Source organism: Prescottella sp. GW823-FHT02E09, assembly GCF_058797375.1.
Genome location: NZ_JBXAJP010000008.1, coordinates 119,346 through 137,595 on the forward strand (window position 1 = coordinate 119,346; position 18,250 = coordinate 137,595).

Consider the following 18,250-nt stretch of genomic DNA (forward strand, 5'->3'; position numbering starts at 1 on the left):
GCAATCGCTTGGTTCGGTCAACAGACGTAAGGAACATGCCATGGGCATCACTTCGACCTCGGACGGTGCCGGGATCACCACGGTCACCGTCGACTACCCGCCCGTGAACGCCATCCCCTCGAAGGGCTGGTTCGAGTTGGCCGACGCCATCCTCGAGGCGGGCAAGGATCCCAGCACGCACGTCGTGATCCTGCGTGCCGAGGGACGCGGCTTCAACGCCGGCGTCGACATCAAGGAGATGCAGGCCACCGAGGGTCACGGCGCGCTGATCGACGCCAACCGCGGCTGCGCTGCGGCCTTCTCCGCCGTCTACGACTGCGAGGTGCCCGTCGTGGTCGCCGTCAACGGCTTCTGCGTCGGCGGCGGCATCGGCCTGGTCGGCAACGCTGACGTCATCGTCGCGTCCGACGACGCGATCTTCGGCCTGCCCGAGGTGGACCGCGGCGCACTCGGTGCGGCCACTCACCTTGCCCGCCTGGTCCCGCAGCACATGATGCGCACGCTGTACTACACGGCCAAGAACGTCGACGCCCAGACGCTCAAGCACTTCGGCTCCGTGTACGACGTGGTCCCGCGCGCCGAGCTCGACGCCTGCGCGCTGAAGATCGCCGGCGAGATCGCCGCCAAGGACACCCGGGTCATCCGCCGTGCCAAGGAAGCCATCAACCGCATCGACGTGATGGACGTGCACACCAGCTACCGGATCGAGCAGGGCTTCACGTTCGAGCTGAACCTCGCCGGCGTCGCCGACGAGCACCGCGACGAGTTCGTCGCCACCGGCAACCCGAAGTCGAACACCACCGCACCCAAGGGAGACAGCAAGTAATGGCTGAGAAGCGCGAAAAGCGCCGCTCACTGGATGAGGCAGTCGCCGGTATCCAGAGCGGGATGACCATCGGCATCGGCGGCTGGGGCTCGCGGCGCAAGCCGATGGCCCTCGTGCGTGCGCTGCTGCGCAGCGACGTCAAGGACCTGACCGTCGTCGGATACCTCGGCCCGGACCTCGGTCTGCTGATCTCCGCAGGCAAGGTCAAGCGCGCCTACTACGGCTTCGTGTCCCTGGACTCGGCGCCGTTCTACGACCCCTGGTTCGCCCAGGCCCGCGTCGCCGGGACCATCGAGTCCCGCGAGATGGACGAGGGCATGGTCAAGGCCGGCCTGCAGGCCGCGGCCGCGCGCCTGCCGTTCATGCCGATCCGCGCCGGCCTCGGCTCGGACGCGCAGACCGTCTGGGGCGACGAGCTCAAGACCGTCGCGTCGCCGTACCCGGACGCCGACGGCCGCATCGAGTCCCTCATCGCGATGCCCGCGCTGAAGCTCGACGCCGCCCTGGTCCACCTGGACCTGGCCGACGAGCGCGGCAACGCCGCCTACACCGGCGTCGACCCGTACTTCGACGACCTGTTCTGCCTCGCGGCCGAGCAGCGCATCCTCAGCGTCGACAAGATCGTCTCGACCGAGGAGCTCGTCAAGTCGGTCCCGAATCAGGCCCTGATCCTGAACCGCTCGATGGTCGACACGGTCACCGAGGCCCCGGGCGGCGCGCACTTCACCTTCGCCGGCAGCTACAAGCGCGACGAGAAGTTCCAGCGCCACTACGCCGAGTCCGCCAAGACCCCCGAGGCATGGCAGGACTTCGCCGAGACCTACCTGTCCGGCAGCGAGGACGACTACCAGGCAGCCGTGCGCAAGTTCGCAGAGGAGCAGAAGTCATGACCGAGGTAACCCGCGCGGAGTACTGCGCCATCGCGTGCGCCGAACTGTTCGCCGACGCCGGCGAGATCTTCGCCTCACCCATGGCGACGCTGCCGCTTATCGGTGCCCGCCTGGCCAAGCTCACCACCGAGCCTGACCTGATCATCACGGACGGCGAGGCACTGATCCTGGCCGACGCCCCGGCCATCGGTGCCAGCGCGCCGATCGAGGGCTACATCCCGTTCTCGAAGGTGTTCGACGTGGTCGCCTCCGGCCGACGCCACGTGGTGATGGGCGCGAACCAGATCGACAAGTTCGGCAACCAGAACCTCTCCGCGTTCGGCCCGCTCGACAAGCCGACCCGCCAGATGTTCGGCCTGCGCGGCGCTCCCGGCAACACCATCAACCACGCCACCAGCTACTGGGTGGGCAAGCACTCCTCGCGCGTGTTCGCCGAGAAGGTCGATGTGGTGTGCGGTGTCGGCTACGACAAGGTCGACCCGGAGAACCCGGCGTTCCGCTTCCTGAAGAACCACCAGGTGGTCACCAACCTGGGTGTCTTCGACTTCCAGGGTCCCGGTCAGACGATGCGCGCGGTCACCCTGCACCCCGGCGTCACCGCCGAGGATGTCAAGGCGAACACCTCCTTCGAGATCGCCGGCCTGGACTCGGCGGGCATCACCCGTGAGCCCACCGCCGAGGAGCTGCGCCTGATCCGCGAGGTCATCGACCCGAAGAGCCTGCGTGACCGTGAGGTCTCGCTGTGAGCCAGGTGCTGAAGACGCCGTTCACCGAACTGGTGGGCGTCGAGCATCCGATCGTGCAGACGGGCATGGGCTGGGTTTCCGGCCCGCGTCTGACCGCGGCCACCGCCAACGCGGGTGGTCTCGGCATCCTCGCCTCGGCGACGATGACGTACGAGGAGCTCGAGGCTGCGGTCCTCAAGACCAAGCAGCTGACGAACAAGCCGTTCGGCGTCAACATGCGCGCCGACGCGTCGGACGCCTCGAAGCGCTGCGATCTGCTGATCCGCGAGGGCGTCAAGGTTGCCTCGTTCGCGCTCGCGCCCAAGAAGGAACTGATCGCCAAGCTCAAGGACAACGGGATCGTCGTGATCCCGTCGATCGGTGCCGCCAAGCACGCAGTGAAGGTGGCCTCGTGGGGCGCCGACGCGGTGATCGTGCAGGGCGGTGAGGGCGGTGGCCACACCGGCGGTGTCGCGACGACGCTGCTGCTGCCGTCCGTGCTCGACGCGGTCGACATCCCGGTCGTCGCCGGCGGCGGCTTCTTCGACGGTCGCGGCCTGGCCGCGGCGCTGTCGTACGGTGCCGCAGGTGTCGCGATGGGCACCCGCTTCCTGCTGACCAGCGACTCGGCGGTGCCGGACTCGGTCAAGCAGGAGTACCTCAAGCGCAGCCTGACCGACACCACGGTGTCGAAGAAGGTCGACGGCATGCCGCACCGCGTGCTCAACACCGAGCTCGTGGATGCGCTGGAGAAGTCCAGCTACGCAAAGGGACTCGTCGCGGCTACCAAGAACGCGATGAAGTTCAAGGCGATGACCGGCATGAAGTGGACGACGCTGGCCAAGGACGGCCTCGCCATGAAGAAGTCCGGCGACCGCACGTGGCAGCAGATCATCATGGCTGCCAACACCCCGATGCTGCTCAAGGCCGGTCTGGTCGAGGGCAACACGGAGGCCGGCGTGCTCGCGTCCGGTCAGGTTGTCGGCATGATCAACGACCTGCCCAGCTGCCAGGAACTGATCGACCGCATCATGGCCGACGCCGTGAAGCGAATCGACGCACTTGGAGATCTCAAGGCCTGACCGGCCACCCCGGTTTCCAGCTGAAGGGACCCTTCATGCGCCACCAGCGCGTGACGGGTCCCTTCGTCCGTTCAGGCGAGTTCCTCGCTCGCCTCGCTCGACTGCTGCGACCGGGAGAACAGTCCGCCGAGCACGTCCAGGACGTCAGTCCAGGCATCGATCGTCGCGGTGGCGAGACGGCGGTGGTCGATGACGCCGGGCTGCGCGAGGGCCGCGTCGAACGGCACCTCGGCGAACCCGGCGATCCTCGGCGACAGTGCGTCCCGGATCGGTCCCAGGTCGACCGGCGCGTCGGGCATCTGGTGCGAGACCACGACGATGGTGCCACCGAGCACCTGCGCGCCGTACGTCGACATCACCCAGGTGAGGGCGTCGCGCATCCGGCTCAGCGGTTCGGAGCGTGCAGGGGCGACCACCACCAGCGCCGCGCCGGAGCGGATCAGTGGGGCCAACCGGGGCGAGCGCAGCGCGGTTCCGACGTCATGGACGCGGGCGCTGTGCCGGGCGGCGAGCAACTCGTCGACGATCGCGGGATCGCTCGCCTGCGCGTTGCCGCTGCCCACCACGACCACACCGGCGGACGTCAACGCCATGCGCGACTCGAGCTGCCGGATCGAACGGGCGGGGTCGACGGCGCCGAACCCGGCACGCGTCAGGAGGTTTCCGCCGTCGCTGGTCGCGTCCACCGCCGAGACGTCCTTGCCGGTACCGAGGCGGAGTGCGGTGGCCAACCCGTATGCCGTCGTGGTGGTGGCGGCGCCGCCCGACCCGGCGACGACCATCGCGGACACCCGTTCCGGCTCGGGCACTCTGGGGGTGCGGCGCAGCGAGAGCACGTTGTTCATCGCAGGTCCTCGACCTTCGCGATCTTGAATCCCGCTGGTGACGGCGCGACCGTGACCCGTTGCCGGATGACGCCGTCCGACCCGGTCGGGGACCGCAATCCCAGATCGACCTCGAAGACGTTCGGGTCCGGAGTGGAGACGACGGTGACGCAGTGCTCGGTACCGAGGGGAACCTCGTCGATCCACTTCTGGATGTCGGGAACGGGGTTGGGCGTCACCATCAGTGACGCGACCCTGGCGCCGTCGCGGTCGACGTAGTACGCGTAGTCGAAGGCCCTGATCGCGCCGGGGCCGTCGTCGACGCCTCCCGGTCCGCGGCCGACGCTCCTGCCGTCGGCAACGGAATCCGCACACCATCCGGTGGGCTGCGCGGGTACCTGGGTGACCGTCGTGCTCGTCCGCGAGGCCACCGCCGAAGCGGCGACGGGATTGGGGGTGCCGACGATCTCGTCGCCGGTACCGCCGAGCACGACGATCGTCGTGGCCGCGGCGACGACGAGGAGCGCGGCGGCACCGCCACCGATCAGCAGCGACTTCCGCTTCCCGGACGACTTCTCGGCCGGCGACTCCGCCGGAGCGGTCACCAGCCAGGTCGGCAACTGGTCGAACTCGGCTTCCGGCTCGGGTGCGGGGCCCGTCCCGGGGTCGGACGCGTCACCGGGCCCCGCTGGCGCGGGAGCCTCGGGTGCCACGACGGGCTCGGCGACGGCGGCGACCTCGGGGGACGGTGGCTGCGCCGGTCCCGAGGATCGCCCGTCCGGTTCGAGCGGAACCGGTAGTGCTGCAATATCTTCGGTCACCGCACGTTCGGGAACCGGATCCGTCCCGTAATGCTCGGTGACGTCCGGGAACAGCGAGTTGTCCGGTCGATTGTCCGTCGCCATGTGTCCTCCCCGAGGTCGACGGGTGGGGCGGACACCGGTCCGACCCACCCGTGGCTCATGCCTGGATACCGTCCCCGACGGCTCCACTGATCATGTTCGCGGCAACACCCAGGGACGATTCGGCGACGAATGTGGTGAGCGCCCCGTCGATCTGGTCGAGGACCTGCGAGCCGCCGGGCTGCGCGGCCACGAAATCACGTGCCTGACGGTCGATTCCGGGTGCGGCGTTCACGACGTTCCTGACGGCCGACGCAGTGGCCCCGCCGACCGGAGTGGTCTCCCACTGCGCGAGGGTCTCCTGCGTCTGGGCGACGATCGCGGGCTGGTCGATATCGGAGATGGGCAGTTCCTGCGGTTCGCCCAGATCGCCGACACCGTAGGCCGTGCCGAGACCGACACCTGCAGCCGCGCCGCCGGCAGCACCGACGACAGCGGCGGGAACACCCAACGCCGCGGCACCGATCGCAGTGCCGACGGTCACCCCCGACACCGGTCCGAACCCGGGAATGAACCACGTCTCCAAACCTGCGGCGAAGCCGGCGGACCCACCGGCCTGCCCGCCCAGGAGCGCAAAGGGAACTCCGACGACAGCAGCACCCAGGACTGCGCCCACCGCTCCACCACCGATCTGCGCCGCCGCGAGACGGTTCGCGCGGGTGGTCTCGACACCCAGCGAACGCCAGAACGTCGACACCTCGGCCTCGATGACAGCGGAGGTATTGTTCGTTCGGGCGAGGTCTCCGTCGGTGATCCAGTTGGGCTGCGGCGCATGGAACGTGCCCACGCGCAGGGTTTCCCGCGGAGCGATGATCGGCGCGGTCGGCTCGACGTACGTCGGCAGGTGCAGGTCCTCGAACTGGACGGGGGCCACGTAATAGTCGTCGGGCGCGTTGTAGGTGTTGGTGTCGTAGTCGTAGTTCTCGAGGGGCTGGTACTCGATGTTCTGGTACTGGGCCGGGGGCGCCACCCAGTAGACCGGTTCCGGCTGCGTGGGAGCAGATGTGACGCCGCCCTGCGTCGACGGACCCGAGGTGACACCGCCCTGAGTCGAGGGCGACTCGGTGACGCCGCCCTGCGTCTGCGGGGCCGAGGTGACACCGCCCTGCGACGGCAACTGGTCCGGGGCGGCCGACGCCGCGCCCGATGCCGCCACGACCACTGCGGCCGCGGCGGAGGGAACCAACGCCACCCGAGCGATAGTCCTCGCCCGGCTCTTGCGGTGCTTACCCATCTGTGAACCCCCTTGATATGTCGAACTGACTCGAGTCTGAGACGTCGCGAATGATCAGACCTGGAAGAACCGCAGGCCGGCGGGCGCGAAGTACACCGATGTCGTGGTCGGGAACGTCTCGGAGATCGCGGGCGCCGACGCAGCCCACACCCGATCGTGGGCACACACGTGCCCGTTCGTCCCCCTCGGCAACAAAGCCGCCCCCATCGCGAAAGTCCTCCCCCACCGACCCGATGCCCCCGGTCGGTCCTGTGCATTGGGCAATATAACAGGGGGAAACGGTGACTTCGGCGCACCCCTGGAGACGGGACGGCAAGCATGCGGATCGGGATCCTCGCCTACGACGGCTGTCTCGCGGCCGAGATCTTTCTCTTCTCCGATCTGCTGCTGATCGCGAACCGGGTGGCGCGGGAAACGGGTGCAGCGGCGGAGGATCCGTTCCGGGTGTCGGTCATCGCGTCGGCGGCGGCTCCGGTGTCCGCGGCCGGCGGATTCCGGATCGGTGCGCAGGCGTGGCACCACGACTTCGATCGCCTGGTCGTGCCCGGCTTCGAGCTGGCGCCGTCGGCGGATCTCGATGCCCGACTGTCCGGCCGGGGCCGCGAGGCCGCGTTCCTGCGCGCCGCCGAGGCCCGGGGCACCCCGATCGCCTCGGTGTGCGTCGGCGCGTTCCTGCTCGGGGAGGCCGGCCTGTTGGACGGACGTCGGTGTACCACGTCGTGGTTGTTCGCTTCCCAACTTGCCCACCGGTATCCACGCGCGAGCGTCCGCGGTGAGGCCCTGATCGTCGACGACGACCGGATCACCACGACGGCCGCGTTCAGCGCCGCGCTGGATCTCGCGACGGCCATCGTCCGCGAGCATCTCGGCGACGGCATCGCCCGGGCCACCGCCCGCATCGCGCTCGTCGCCGAGAACCGTTCGAGCCAGGCGCCGTACATCGTCGAATCGATGCTCCCGCCGCGCCGCGGGCAGTTCGTCGAGGATGTCGGCCGGTGGCTGGTCGAACACCTGGCGGATCCCTACGACCTGCCTCGTCTTGCGACTGCGTTCCACGTCAGTACCCGAACGATGTTGCGACGGTTCGGCGCCGAGGCCGGCGAGTCACCGCTGTCGTTTCTGCGGCGGGCGCGGGTCCGCGCGGCCAAACGACTGCTCGAGACGACGGACCGACCGTTGGAGGAGATCGTGCACCTGGTCGGCTACCGGGACACCGGCACGTTCCGTCGCCTGTTCGTCGAGCAGGTCGGGATGAGTGCCGCCGACTACCGCCGACGGTTCCGCGCCGCCGATGCGGGCGGTGGCGATAACGCCCCGGAACGTGGCGATCACGCCACTCGTCCCACCGCCGTGCCACGGAGACACTGATCTCGTTCGTATACACGGAATGAGGAGGTACCGGCGGTGCCGCACCGGAGCATGAACGTCGACGATCCACTGGAGGACTTCACCCGTCGGCAGATCGAACTCGACGGCGTGACGAAGGTGGTGCACGTGGCGGGCGAGGGTCCCGCGGTGATCGTGATGCCGGAGATGCCCGGGATCAGCCCGCACGTCGCCCGGTTCGCCCGGTGGGTGCGAGACGCCGGCTTCACCGTGTACCTGCCGTCGCTGTTCGGTCGCGACGGCGCGGTGCCGACCGTCGACGAGGGCACCGCGATCCTGAAGCGGGCGTGCGTGAGTGCCGAGTTCCGCGCGTTCGCGGGGGACGAGCAGAGTCCGGTGACGGTGTGGCTGCGATCCCTGGCCCGGCTCGCGCACGCGGAGTGCGGCGGACCGGGTGTCGGGGCGATCGGAATGTGCTTCACGGGCAACTTCGCGCTGACGATGATGCTCGAACCCGCGATACTTGCACCGGTCCTGTCCCAGCCGTCGCTCCCCCTCGACCGACCTGACCGAACAGCCAGCCCCGCAGACGAACTCGAAGCCGTCCGCAAGCGCCTGGACGCCGACGACCTGACGGTCCTCGCCTACCGGTTCCGGGGCGATCGGTTCTGCCGGGCGCAGCGGTTCGCCGCCTACGCCGAGGCACTGGGCGACCGCTTCGTGGCGCGCGAGCTTCCGGACGAGGCGGCCAACCCGGCGACCTCACCGTTCTTCGAGCACGTGATCGGGAGTCCCCACAGCGTGGTGACGGCGCACCTGATCGACGACGCCGGCCAGCCGACGATCGCGGCCCGCGACGAGATCCTGGCGTTCTTCGCCCGCCGCCTCATCTGAAGGTCAGGAACTCGCCGCCGCGCCCTTCGCGGCTATCCGCGCCCGCACCTCGGGCCGGCGCAGGGGCGGCACCGTCGGCGGCGGCTGCTTGCGCGGCGGCAGTGCCGCGAGCAGTTCCGCCGTGGTCGCGGTGACCTCCTCGACGGCGCGCTCGAAGGCGGCACGGTTGGCGTCGGACAGCTTGTGGATGCCGCTGACCTTCCGGACGTACTGTCGGGCGGCGGCCTCGATCTCCTCGGGAGTGGCGGCCGGTTCGAGCCCGCGTAGCTCAGTGATGTTTCGGCACATGCCTCGAACGGTAATCCCGCGTCCGGCCGCGCGAAAGGCTGTTCCCCGGCCCGGTTACCGCGTACTTTCGGTATCAGACATCGGACGGTCGAACGGGGGGCGGGATGCGCGTCGGAGAGAACCTGGAAGCCGTGACGACGGCCATCCCGCATCCGCCCCGGCGCCTTCCCCTGCTCGGTGACGTCCTGGGCGTCTCGCTGCACACCCCGGTACAGGACTCGATGCGGATCGGCCGGCAGCTGGGGCCGATCTTCGAGCGCAACGCGCTCGGGCACCGGTTCGTGTTCGTCTCGGGCGCCGACATGGTCGCGGAACTGTCCGACGAGTCGCGCTTCGCGAAGAACGTCGCCCCCGGGATCGCGGAGCTGCGCGGCATCGGTGGCGACGGCCTGTTCACCGCCTACAACGAGGAACCCAACTGGGGCAGGGCACACAACCTGCTGCGGCCGGCGTTCACGCAATCCGCGATGCGGTCGTACCACGACATCATGGTGCAGGTGGCCGACGAGCTCACCGGGCACTGGGACGGCCGCGTCGGCGGCGCACCGGTGGACGTGTCGTCGGACATGACGAAGCTGACGCTCGAGACGATCGGACGGACGGGCTTCAGCTATTCGTTCGATTCGTTCCGCCGCGAGCAGCCGCACCCGTTCGTGGAGGCCATGGTCCGCGCCCTGACACACGCACAGCGCCGCACGTTCCGGGCCGTGCCTGTCCTCGGGAAGGTCCTCTACCGCAGGTCCGATCGACAGAACACCGCGGACACCGCGTACCTGGCGGACGTGGTGGACGAGGTGATCCGTAGCCGCCGCGACGCCGTCGAGACCGGCCCGGAGGACCTGCTCGAGATCATGCTCCGCGCGGCCCGCGAGGACGACCCGAATCGCCTCGACGACGTCAACATCCGCAACCAGGTGGTGACGTTCCTCGTCGCCGGGCACGAAACCACCTCGGGTGCTCTGTCGTTCGCGCTGTACTACCTGGCACGCAACCCCGACGTCCTGGCGAAGGCCCGCGCCGAGGTGGACGCGGTGTGGGGCGACGAGACGCCGCCGTTCGAGAAGGTGGCGAAGCTGCGCTACGTGCGGCGCGTGCTGGACGAGACACTGCGACTGTGGCCGACGGCGCCCGCATATGCGCGCGAGGCAAGGGAGGACACCGTGCTCGGCGGCCGGTATCCGATGCGGGCCGGCGACTGGGTGCTGGTGCTGATCCCGTCGCTGCACCGCGACTCGGCATGGGGAGCCGATCCGGAACGCTTCGATCCCGATCGCTTCGCCCCCGAGCATGTGCGGGGCCGGGCGCCGCACATCTACAAGCCGTTCGGCACCGGCGAACGCGCCTGCATCGGACGTCAGTTCGCCATCCACGAGGCGGTCCTCGTCTTGGGCACGATCCTGCGCCGCTACGACTTCTCCGCCGACCCCGACTACCAGTTGCGCATCCAGGAGCGGCTGACGCTGATGCCGGTGGACTTCACGCTGTCGCTGCGGCAGCGTCGAGACTGATTCCGCCAGCATCCATTCGGGCATTCCGCCCACCCGCCGGCGTCGTTACCACTACCGTGCGCGTCACACCCGCACACGAGAACGGCGAACGACATGGACTCTCCCCTGGCCACCGTGGCACTACCGGCCGCGCTCGCGATCATCATGTTCGGTCTCGGTCTGTCCTTGACAACGGCCGACTTCGCCCGTGTCGCACGACATCCCCGCGTCGTCTCGATCGCGCTCGCCTGCCAGTTGCTGATCCTGCCCGCGATCGCGTTCGGCCTGGTGCTGTTGTTCGATCTGCCGCCACTGCTCGCGGTCGGCATGATGGTCCTCGCCGCGTCCCCCGGCGGCACCACCGCCAACCTCTTCAGCCACCTCTACCGCGGCGACGTCGCCCTCAACATCACGCTGACCGCGGTCAATTCGGTGATCGCGGTGATCACGCTCCCCATCGTCACCAATTTCGCTCTCGGCTACTTCGATCCCGACGACTCCGGAACGTCGATGGGTCTGCAGTTCGGCAAGATCCTGCAGGTGTTCGCGATCGTGCTGATCCCCGTCGCGATCGGCATGTTCGTCCGCGCGCGGTGGGTGGACTTCGCACACCGTATGGACAAGCCTGTGCGAATCGCGTCGGCGGTCGTGCTGGTCCTCGTCATCGTCGGCACCATCGCCGCCGAACGCGAGAACGTGGGCAGCTACCTCGCCGATGTCGGCGCCATCACGACCCTGTTCTGTGTGGCGAGTCTCGCTGTCGGATATTGGATTCCGAAACTTCTCGGTGCCGGACAGCGCCAGTCCATCGCGTGCTCGATGGAGATCGGCGTCCACAACAGCACCCTGGCGATCGCGATCTCGATCAGCGTCCTCGACAGCGTCGACATCGCGATCCCCGCCGCCGTCTACGGCGTCGTGATGTTCCCGCTGGCGGCCGCTGTCGGGTGGATGATCAGCCGGGGCGCGGCGCCCGAAGCTACGGATGCCGTCCCGGTCCAGGATCGAACAGAGAGGGCCTCCGAGAGCGGCTGACCGCTCACGGCACGAGCACGATCGTTCCGCTGGTGGCTCGCTCGTCGATCCGGCGGTGTGCCGTGACCACCGCGTCGAACGGGATCGTCGAGTCGATGACAGGCCGGAGGGTGCCGTCGGCGACGCGATCGAGAGCGGTCGAGCGAAGCGCGGCGACGCGGTCGAGCCAAGCCGACCCGGCGCAGGCGGTGACGGTGTGCCCACCGGCGTAGAGATCCGCCGCCGCGATGCGGGGCGCGGCCCCGGAGAGCATCCCGTACGACAGCAGCCGTCCCTTCAGTGGTGTGAGAGCATCGAGCACGCGCCGCGCGGTCGATCCCCCGATCGAGTCGAACGCCGCATCGATCGTGCCGCCGGCGGCCGCCTCGAGCGCGCCCGGCACGTCCAGGGCGGCGTGGTCGAGCACGACATCGGCACCGAAGGATGCTGCCCGGGTTCGACTTTCATCGCTTCCCGCGGTTGCGACCAGCCGGCCCACTCGTCCGCGCAGCAGCTGCGTCAGATACGCGCCGATCCCACTGCCCGCCGCCTCGACCAGCACGGTGGCATCGTGCATATCGTCGGCCCGTTCCAGCAGCGCGAGTGCGACCGGGGCTCCGGCGAGTACGGCCGCCGCATCCACCGCGCCGATCGACTCCGGCACCGCCACGCACCCCGGGGCGGGCACGCACACGCACTCCGCGTGAGCACCGATTCCCACACCACTCACCGCGACCCGGGTGCCGATCAGTCGCGGATCGACGCCGTCGCCGACCTCGTCGACCAACCCCACGGCCTGGGAGCCGAACACCGCCGGCGGCGAATCCGGCGACGGCACCAGTCCGGCACGCATCCGCGTCTCGATCCACAACACCGGACTGGCCTCGGTGCGCACCCGGACATGCCCACCGGCGGCGTGCACATCGTCGACATCGCGCACCACCAGCGCGTCCGGCCCACCCTCCTGCGTCCACACAACCCCACGCATCACATCTCCCCTCAACTGGACCGACGGTTCAGTTAGAGCATGCGCCGATCTGGACCGACGGTCAAGATATATTCGATGACCCACACGCAACGACTTCCAGGAGATGCGATGCCCGACGCGCGACCGGAACGCGCCGACGCCGCCCGGAACCGGCGTGCGATCCTCGCCGCGGCCGAACGTCTGTTCGCCGAGCACGGACCGGACCGGGTGTCCGTCGACCAGATCGCCGCGGCCGCCGGTGTCGGTAAGGCGACGGTGTTCCACCGGTTCGGCAATCGCAACGAACTGGTCCGCGCGGTCGTGTTCGATCACGCGAACGCGCTGCGCGAGGCCGTCCTCGGTGCACCGACCCCACTCGGCCCCGGCGCACCGGCGGGTGAGCGACTCGTCGCGTTCCTCGCGGCCTTCGCACACCTCATCGTCGATCGCCCCGCACTCATCGCCGCCTACGACGCGGCGGGCGAGGACGAACGCGCCGACGACCTGCATCGGTTCTGGTACGACCACGTGAGCGCGCTGATTTCCGAGGCCCGGCCCGACATGGACCCGGACGGGACCGCCGTGCTGCTGCTCGGGATGATCGCCGGGGCCGCCCGCCCGCTCGCCGCCGGCGGTGCCCGCGCCGAGCGGATCGTCGACTCGATCGCAGCCGTCGCACGTTCGATCGTCGGCGACCGGGCATGATGGTGTGACGTAGACAGCACAGGCTGGAGGCCCACATTGGGTCAACCGTCCTCGCGGGGCGCACTCGAGCCGCGCCGCCCGGTCCGCTTCTGCACGACGCCGGACGGCGCGCGGATCGCGTACGCCTGCACAGGGCGGGGGAAGGCGCTCCTGGTTCCCGCGGCGTGGATCAGCCATCTGGAACTGTTGTGGCAGGACCCGGCCTACCGAGCCTTCTTCACGCCGCTGTCGGCGGTCCGGACGGTGGTGCAGTACGACCGGCCCGGGTGTGGGCTGTCGGACCCCTGGCCCGGGGTGCAGGGGCTGGACACCGACGTGGCGATGCTCCGGGCCCTCGCCGATCACCTGGAACTGGAGCGCTTCGATCTGCTGGGCATCTCCCTGGGCGCGCCGGTGTCGGTCGCGTTCGCGGCACGGTTCCCCCAGCGGGTCGACCGGCTGATCCTGTACGGCGGTTACGCCGACGGCTCGCACATCGCCACGCCGGAGGTCCGCACCGCCATGCTGGGCATGATCCGGGCGCACTGGGGGTTGGGATCGGAACTGCTGACCGACGTCTTCCTGCCGGACGGCAATGCCGATACCAAGGCCCTCTTCGCCCGACTGCAGAAGGAAGCCGCACCAACCGAACTCGCCGCCGACCTGCTCGCACAGTGCTACGAGATCGACGTGACCGATCAGCTGGCCCGGGTCGCCGCGCCGACGCTGGTGGTACACCGGCGTGGCGACCGGGCGATCCCCTACCGCGCGGGCCGGGAGCTGGCCGCGCAGATTCCCGGCGCGCGGCTGGTCTCGCTGCCCGGCAGCAGCCATTTCCCGCATGTGGGCGATGCCGTCGCCGTCGTCCGGGCGATCCTGGAATTCCTGGGGGACAGCCCCGCCGCGCCCCCGTCGGAGCGGCCGGCCCCGCCCTCGGGCGAGTTGACCCCGCGGCAACTGCAGGTGGCGGCACTCGTCGCCGAGGGCATGACCAACCGGCAGATCGGCCGACGGCTGGGCATCGAGGAGCGCTCCGCCGAGGGGCACGTCGAGCGCATCCGTCTCCGCCTCGGCGTCACGTCCCGGGCCCAGGTCGCCGCCTGGTGGGCCCGACGAGTCTCCCCCGGCCCGGCCACCGACATCGAGGTACCGGATTGAGGTACCGGCGGGGGTGATTCCCGCCTATCCGCCGGTGCTCCCCTCCGCGAGGCTCGTAGTCACATCGACTGACCGCGAACCTCGAAAGGAGCGCAGCGATGGACGCCAACTACGACGTGTTGTCCCTCGAGTTGTCCCTCGAGCCGAAGGAGTCCGCGCCGACCGCACCAGGCGCCTTCCGGCCCCACCCTCTCCGCGGGCCGTTCAACGCCCTGTTCTTCACCGCGCTGGACCGGTACCTGGATCACCTGCTGCGGCCGCAGAAGCAATCCCTGTTCGACAACCTTCCGCCCACCGTCGTCGAACTGGGCCCCGGGGTGGGCGCCAACCTGCGCTATCTCCGCGCCGGCACCCGGCTGATCGCCGTCGAGCCGAACCCGGCCATGCACGATCGTCTGCGCGCACGAGCCGCCCGCGCTCGAATCGATCTCGAACTGCACGCCAGCGGTGCCGAGCGGCTCGATCTGCCCGACGCGTCGGTGGACGCGGTGATCTCCAGCCTCGTGCTCTGCACCGTGGCCGACCCCGCCTCCGTGCTCACCGAGGTGCACCGCGTCCTGCGCCCCGGCGGGCGATACGCCTTCCTGGAACACGTCGCCGCTCCGGACGGCACCGTGCTCCGCCGGCTGCAGCGAGCCGCACGCCGACCGTGGGGTTGGACCTTCGAAGGCTGCTCCTGCGAGCGGGACCTGCAGGCAGTGATCGAGTCCGCCGGATTCGCCGAGACGACGATCGAGGCCTACCGGCTGCGCTCGCCGTTCCTCCCGGTCAACACCCAGATCACGGGTGTCGCCCGCAAACACGACTGACAGACACCGGTGCCCTCCCGATCGATGATCGGGAGGGCTCGGGAGGGCTCGGGAGGGCTCGGGAGGGCTCGGGAGGGCTCGGGAGGGCTTCGGAAGCGGCCGGGACTAGTTGTACTGCCCAGGCAGGTTGGTTGAGGGATTGCGACGACACGCTGTAGTTGGTCGTTGAACAGCGAAGGTCTCCTGTCGTGAGGTGGAAGTTGCTGAGACAACCACCGACCGACGGGAGACCTTCGTGGTCCACGCTAACGCACCCCTGACTCCGAAGGGCCGGCTACTGCTGGCCCAGCGCATCGTCGACGACGGCTGGCCCATCGTGCGGGCAGCCGAGCATTTCAACGTTTCCTGGCCCACCGCCAAACGATGGGCCATCCGCTATGTGGAGATGGGGCCGGACGGGATGGGTGATCGTTCCAGCCGCCCGCACCGCAGCCCGAACCGCACACCGGAACCCACCAAACGCAAGATCGTCGACCTACGCTGGCGCAAACGCCTCTCGCCCCAGGCGATCGGGTCCCGGCTGAACATGCCCGCCTCGACTGTGCACGCAGTGTTGGTGCGGTGCCGGCTGAATCGGCTCTCGCACATAGACATCCGCACCGGCGAGGTGATCCGCCGCTACGAGCATCCCCATCCAGGGTCGATGATCCACGTCGACGTGAAGAAGCTCGGCAACATCCCCGATGGTGGCGGCTGGCGGTTCGCCGGCCGCAAACAGGGCCGCAAGAACCGTCAGGCCACACCCGGCACCAAGCGAAACAAATACCACAACGAGCTGCTCGGTCACGCGTTCGTGCACACCGTGATCGACGACCATTCCCGCGTCGCCTACGCCGAGATCCACGATGACGAAACCGCTGTCACCGCCGCCGCCGTGCTGCAACGTGCGGTGGGCTGGTTCGGCGACCGTGGTGTCACTGTCGAGCGGGTCCTGTCCGACAACGGCAGCTGCTCGGGACTCTGGAAGCAGACCTGCGCCGAACTCGGTATCAGGCCCAAGTACACCCGGCCCTACCGGCCGCAGACGAACGGCAAGATCGAACGCTTCCACCGCACCATGGCCGCCGAGTGGGCATTCTCCCGGCACTACCAGTCAGAACACGCCCGACGGGCCGCGTTGCCGGCGTGGTTGCACACCTACAATCACCACCGGCAACACTCCGCCATCGGCAGGAACGTTCCCTTCAGTCGCTTGACCAACGTCCCTGGGCAGTACAACTAGTCCTGGATGCGCTCGATGATCGTGACGTTCGCGGTGCCGCCACCCTCGCAGATGGTGAGCAGGCCGTAACGGCCGTTCGTGCGCTCGAGCTCGTTGAGCAGCGTCGCCATCAGCTTGGTGCCGGTGGCGCCCAGCGGGTGGCCCAGCGCGATCGCGCCACCGTTGACGTTGACCTTGGCCGGGTCGGCGCCCAGTTCCTTGATCCACGCGAGCACGACGGGCGCGAAGGCCTCGTTGATCTCGACGAGGTCGATGTCGTCGAGGGTCAGGCCGGTCTTCTCCAGCGCGTGCTGCGTGGCCGGGATCGGCGCGCTCAGCATGAAGATCGGGTCGTCGCCGCGGGCGCTCATGTGGTGGATGCGCGCGCGCGGCTTCAGGTTGTACTTCTGCACTGCCTCCTCCGACGCGAGCAGCAGTGCGCTGGCGCCGTCGGAGATCTGGCTGGCGACGGCCGCGGTCAGGCGTCCCCCCTCGACCAGCACGTTGAGGCTCGCCATCTTCTCGAGGCTGGTCTCACGCGGGCCCTCGTCGGTGGTGAACTCGTCGAAGGCGACGATCTCGTTCTCGAAGCGCCCCTCGGCGATCGCGGCCTTCGCGCGCTCGTGGCTCTGCAGAGCCCACTTCTCGAGCTCCTCGCGGCTGATGTCCCACTTGTCGGCGATCATCTCGGCGCCGCGGAACTGCGACACCTCCTCGTTGCCGTAACGCTCGGTCCAGCCCTTGGACTCGGCGGTGGGGGTACTGAAGCCGTACTGGTCGCCGACGATCATCGCGGCCGAGATCGGGATCTGGCTCATGTTCTGGACGCCACCGGCGACGATCAGATCGGCGGTGCCGGCCAGGATCGCCTGCGCGCCGAACTGGATGGCCTGCTGGCTCGAGCCGCACTGGCGGTCGACCGTCACGCCGGGCACGTGCTGCGGCAGGCCCGCGGCCAGCCACGACAGGCGTGCGATATTGCCGGCCTGGCCACCGATCGCGTCGACGCAGCCGAAGATGACGTCGTCCACGTCCGACGGGTCGATACCGGTGCGCTCGACGACAGCCTTGATGACGTGTGCACCCAGGTCGATCGGGTGAACGGGCGCCAGGCTGCCGTTCTTCTTGCCGATCGGGGTGCGGATGGCGTCGACGATGTAAACCTCGGGCATAACAGCTCCTGGATTCGGATTACTTGTGGGAGTCGGGGCTGGCAAGCCCGTCCAGAACGATGGAGAGGTACTGCTTGGCGACGGCTTCGGCGGTCAGCGGGCCGCCCGGCCGGTACCAGCGCACGGCCACCCAGACCGTGTCGCGCATGAATCGGAATACGATTTCGATGTCGAGGTCCTGACGGAAGCTGCCGTCGGCGACACCGGCCTCGAGCACCCCGACCCACAGGTCGCGGAACTCCTGGCTACGCTCGGCGAGGTACGCGAAGCGTTCGTTGGCGGCGAGATGCTTGACCTCGTCCTGGTAGATCGCGACCGCGCTGTGCCGGGTGTCGATCGCCTCGAACGACGCGACCACGAGGGCCTCGAAGGTCTCCCGCGAGCCCATGCCCGCGTCGACGATCTCGTGGTAGCGCCCGAACAGGTCGTCCTGGAATCCGCGCAGAATCTCGTCCACCATGGACTCCTTGGAGTCGAAGTGGTGGTAGAGGCTGCCGGACAGGATGCCCGCCGCGTCGGCGATGTCACGCACGGTGGTGGCGCGCAGGCCGCGTTCGGCGAACAGTCCCGCGGCGAGGTCGAGGAGTTCGGCGCGGCGGCCCGACTTGCTCGAAGACTCGTCGGCGTCTCGGGGTGGAGTCATGCCACGCATCCTACCAACCAAGCGATTGCTAGGGTACCGGCGAGTTTCGCCCGGTGGACCGTTCCCCACAACGACCGAATGTCATATCGGTTCAGTCGACCTGAACCGATATGACATTCGGTCA

The 18,250-nt window shown here is 68.9% G+C and carries 19 protein-coding genes; 12 read left to right on the forward strand and 7 right to left on the reverse strand.

What is annotated here, in order from left to right; translation table 11 throughout:
• The first annotated feature begins 40 nt into the window (after window positions 1-40).
• Genes echA20 through AC1RIF_RS20790 form a run of 4 tightly spaced genes read left to right on the forward strand, consistent with a single transcriptional unit; the run spans window position 41 to window position 3,523 of the window.
• Complete coding sequence (gene echA20 / locus AC1RIF_RS20775) at window positions 41-826, forward strand: (7aS)-7a-methyl-1,5-dioxo-2,3,5,6,7,7a-hexahydro-1H-indene-carboxyl-CoA hydrolase (protein ID WP_492603256.1); 786 nt, start codon at window positions 41-43, stop codon at window positions 824-826.
• A complete protein-coding gene (locus tag AC1RIF_RS20780; protein WP_492603257.1) occupies window positions 826-1,716 on the forward strand; it encodes a CoA transferase subunit A in 891 nt (296 codons plus the stop codon). The genes echA20 and AC1RIF_RS20780 overlap by 1 nt, the downstream gene beginning before the upstream one ends.
• Window positions 1,713-2,462, forward strand: coding sequence for a CoA-transferase subunit beta (locus AC1RIF_RS20785; RefSeq protein WP_137723229.1), 750 nt, complete (start codon window positions 1,713-1,715; stop codon window positions 2,460-2,462). Before AC1RIF_RS20780 ends, AC1RIF_RS20785 begins: the two co-directional genes overlap by 4 nt.
• Window positions 2,459-3,523, forward strand: a complete 1,065-nt coding sequence (locus tag AC1RIF_RS20790) for an NAD(P)H-dependent flavin oxidoreductase (RefSeq protein ID WP_492603258.1) — start codon at window positions 2,459-2,461, stop codon at window positions 3,521-3,523. Before AC1RIF_RS20785 ends, AC1RIF_RS20790 begins: the two co-directional genes overlap by 4 nt.
• Window positions 3,524-3,594: 71 nt before the next feature.
• Here the strand turns inward: AC1RIF_RS20790 and AC1RIF_RS20795 are convergent, their stop codons facing one another.
• From AC1RIF_RS20795 to AC1RIF_RS20805, 3 genes are read right to left on the reverse strand one after another with little or no spacing between them, the layout of a single operon-like run.
• Complete coding sequence (locus AC1RIF_RS20795) at window positions 3,595-4,368, reverse strand: hypothetical protein (RefSeq protein WP_492603259.1); 774 nt, start codon at window positions 4,366-4,368, stop codon at window positions 3,595-3,597.
• Entirely contained in the window at window positions 4,365-5,252 is an 888-nt protein-coding gene (locus AC1RIF_RS20800; protein ID WP_492603260.1) for a DUF8176 domain-containing protein, read from the reverse strand. The genes AC1RIF_RS20795 and AC1RIF_RS20800 overlap by 4 nt, the downstream gene beginning before the upstream one ends.
• Before the next feature lie 55 nt (window positions 5,253-5,307).
• Complete coding sequence (locus AC1RIF_RS20805; RefSeq protein ID WP_492603261.1) at window positions 5,308-6,483, reverse strand: hypothetical protein; 1,176 nt, start codon at window positions 6,481-6,483, stop codon at window positions 5,308-5,310.
• Window positions 6,484-6,801: 318 nt separating this feature from the next.
• Here AC1RIF_RS20805 and AC1RIF_RS20810 point away from each other — a divergent pair, with 318 nt between their 5' ends.
• Window positions 6,802-7,851 carry a GlxA family transcriptional regulator gene (locus AC1RIF_RS20810; RefSeq protein ID WP_492603262.1) on the forward strand — a complete coding sequence of 350 codons (1,050 nt, stop codon included), beginning with the start codon at window positions 6,802-6,804 and terminating at the stop codon, window positions 7,849-7,851.
• Window positions 7,852-7,887: 36 nt separating this feature from the next.
• On the forward strand, window positions 7,888-8,703 hold the full coding sequence (locus AC1RIF_RS20815) for a dienelactone hydrolase family protein (protein WP_492603263.1): 816 nt from the start codon (window positions 7,888-7,890) through the stop codon (window positions 8,701-8,703).
• A 3-nt stretch (window positions 8,704-8,706) separates the two neighbouring features.
• Here AC1RIF_RS20815 and AC1RIF_RS20820 read toward each other — a convergent pair whose 3' ends face one another.
• Entirely contained in the window at window positions 8,707-8,991 is a 285-nt protein-coding gene (locus AC1RIF_RS20820; RefSeq protein WP_492603264.1) for a DUF2277 domain-containing protein, read from the reverse strand.
• A 104-nt stretch (window positions 8,992-9,095) separates the two neighbouring features.
• Here AC1RIF_RS20820 and AC1RIF_RS20825 point away from each other — a divergent pair, with 104 nt between their 5' ends.
• Window positions 9,096-10,499: a cytochrome P450 gene (locus tag AC1RIF_RS20825; protein ID WP_492603265.1), complete on the forward strand. Its 1,404-nt coding sequence runs from the start codon at window positions 9,096-9,098 to the stop codon at window positions 10,497-10,499.
• 93 nt (window positions 10,500-10,592) lie between these two features.
• Entirely contained in the window at window positions 10,593-11,513 is a 921-nt protein-coding gene (locus tag AC1RIF_RS20830; RefSeq protein WP_492603266.1) for a bile acid:sodium symporter family protein, read from the forward strand.
• Window positions 11,514-11,517: 4 nt separating this feature from the next.
• On the opposite strand, the gene AC1RIF_RS20835 is transcribed toward AC1RIF_RS20830, so the two are convergent.
• The gene (locus AC1RIF_RS20835; protein ID WP_492603267.1) at window positions 11,518-12,480 is read right to left on the reverse strand and encodes a quinone oxidoreductase family protein; all 963 of its coding nucleotides are present in this window, start codon (window positions 12,478-12,480) and stop codon (window positions 11,518-11,520) included.
• Between the two features lie 108 nt (window positions 12,481-12,588).
• Between AC1RIF_RS20835 and AC1RIF_RS20840 the strand changes: the two genes are divergently transcribed.
• The 4 genes from AC1RIF_RS20840 to AC1RIF_RS20855 all read left to right on the forward strand — a co-directional run bounded on the left by AC1RIF_RS20840 (window position 12,589) and on the right by AC1RIF_RS20855 (window position 16,332).
• Complete coding sequence (locus AC1RIF_RS20840; RefSeq protein WP_492603268.1) at window positions 12,589-13,164, forward strand: TetR/AcrR family transcriptional regulator; 576 nt, start codon at window positions 12,589-12,591, stop codon at window positions 13,162-13,164.
• Between the two features lie 36 nt (window positions 13,165-13,200).
• Window positions 13,201-14,301, forward strand: a complete 1,101-nt coding sequence (locus tag AC1RIF_RS20845; protein WP_492603269.1) for an alpha/beta fold hydrolase — start codon at window positions 13,201-13,203, stop codon at window positions 14,299-14,301.
• 98 nt (window positions 14,302-14,399) lie between these two features.
• Window positions 14,400-15,110: a class I SAM-dependent methyltransferase gene (locus AC1RIF_RS20850; protein WP_492603270.1), complete on the forward strand. Its 711-nt coding sequence runs from the start codon at window positions 14,400-14,402 to the stop codon at window positions 15,108-15,110.
• Between the two features lie 235 nt (window positions 15,111-15,345).
• Window positions 15,346-16,332, forward strand: coding sequence for an IS481 family transposase (locus AC1RIF_RS20855; protein ID WP_492603271.1), 987 nt, complete (start codon window positions 15,346-15,348; stop codon window positions 16,330-16,332).
• On the opposite strand, the gene AC1RIF_RS20860 is transcribed toward AC1RIF_RS20855, so the two are convergent.
• Window positions 16,329-17,483, reverse strand: coding sequence for an acetyl-CoA C-acetyltransferase (locus AC1RIF_RS20860; RefSeq protein ID WP_492603272.1), 1,155 nt, complete (start codon window positions 17,481-17,483; stop codon window positions 16,329-16,331). The two genes, AC1RIF_RS20855 and AC1RIF_RS20860, sit on opposite strands and share 4 nt — an antisense overlap.
• Window positions 17,484-17,502: 19 nt before the next feature.
• The gene (locus tag AC1RIF_RS20865) at window positions 17,503-18,126 is read right to left on the reverse strand and encodes a TetR/AcrR family transcriptional regulator (RefSeq protein ID WP_114723695.1); all 624 of its coding nucleotides are present in this window, start codon (window positions 18,124-18,126) and stop codon (window positions 17,503-17,505) included.
• Window positions 18,127-18,250 lie beyond the last annotated feature (124 nt).

What these genes read in the sequence shown, in the direction of transcription:
- AC1RIF_RS20860 (WP_492603272.1), bottom strand. Translation starts at nt 17,483, where the DNA reads ATGCCCGAGGTTTACATCGTCGACGCCATCCGCACCCCGATCGGCAAG.
- AC1RIF_RS20820 (WP_492603264.1), bottom strand. Translation starts at nt 8,991, where the DNA reads ATGTGCCGAAACATCACTGAGCTACGCGGGCTCGAACCGGCCGCCACT.
- AC1RIF_RS20800 (WP_492603260.1), bottom strand. Translation starts at nt 5,252, where the DNA reads ATGGCGACGGACAATCGACCGGACAACTCGCTGTTCCCGGACGTCACC.
- echA20 (WP_492603256.1), top strand. Translation starts at nt 41, where the DNA reads ATGGGCATCACTTCGACCTCGGACGGTGCCGGGATCACCACGGTCACC.
- AC1RIF_RS20865 (WP_114723695.1), bottom strand. Translation starts at nt 18,126, where the DNA reads ATGACTCCACCCCGAGACGCCGACGAGTCTTCGAGCAAGTCGGGCCGC.
- AC1RIF_RS20780 (WP_492603257.1), top strand. Translation starts at nt 826, where the DNA reads ATGGCTGAGAAGCGCGAAAAGCGCCGCTCACTGGATGAGGCAGTCGCC.
- AC1RIF_RS20795 (WP_492603259.1), bottom strand. Translation starts at nt 4,368, where the DNA reads ATGAACAACGTGCTCTCGCTGCGCCGCACCCCCAGAGTGCCCGAGCCG.
- AC1RIF_RS20805 (WP_492603261.1), bottom strand. Translation starts at nt 6,483, where the DNA reads ATGGGTAAGCACCGCAAGAGCCGGGCGAGGACTATCGCTCGGGTGGCG.
- AC1RIF_RS20825 (WP_492603265.1), top strand. Translation starts at nt 9,096, where the DNA reads ATGCGCGTCGGAGAGAACCTGGAAGCCGTGACGACGGCCATCCCGCAT.
- AC1RIF_RS20785 (WP_137723229.1), top strand. Translation starts at nt 1,713, where the DNA reads ATGACCGAGGTAACCCGCGCGGAGTACTGCGCCATCGCGTGCGCCGAA.
- AC1RIF_RS20850 (WP_492603270.1), top strand. Translation starts at nt 14,400, where the DNA reads ATGGACGCCAACTACGACGTGTTGTCCCTCGAGTTGTCCCTCGAGCCG.
- AC1RIF_RS20840 (WP_492603268.1), top strand. Translation starts at nt 12,589, where the DNA reads ATGCCCGACGCGCGACCGGAACGCGCCGACGCCGCCCGGAACCGGCGT.
- AC1RIF_RS20835 (WP_492603267.1), bottom strand. Translation starts at nt 12,480, where the DNA reads ATGCGTGGGGTTGTGTGGACGCAGGAGGGTGGGCCGGACGCGCTGGTG.
- AC1RIF_RS20830 (WP_492603266.1), top strand. Translation starts at nt 10,593, where the DNA reads ATGGACTCTCCCCTGGCCACCGTGGCACTACCGGCCGCGCTCGCGATC.
- AC1RIF_RS20810 (WP_492603262.1), top strand. Translation starts at nt 6,802, where the DNA reads ATGCGGATCGGGATCCTCGCCTACGACGGCTGTCTCGCGGCCGAGATC.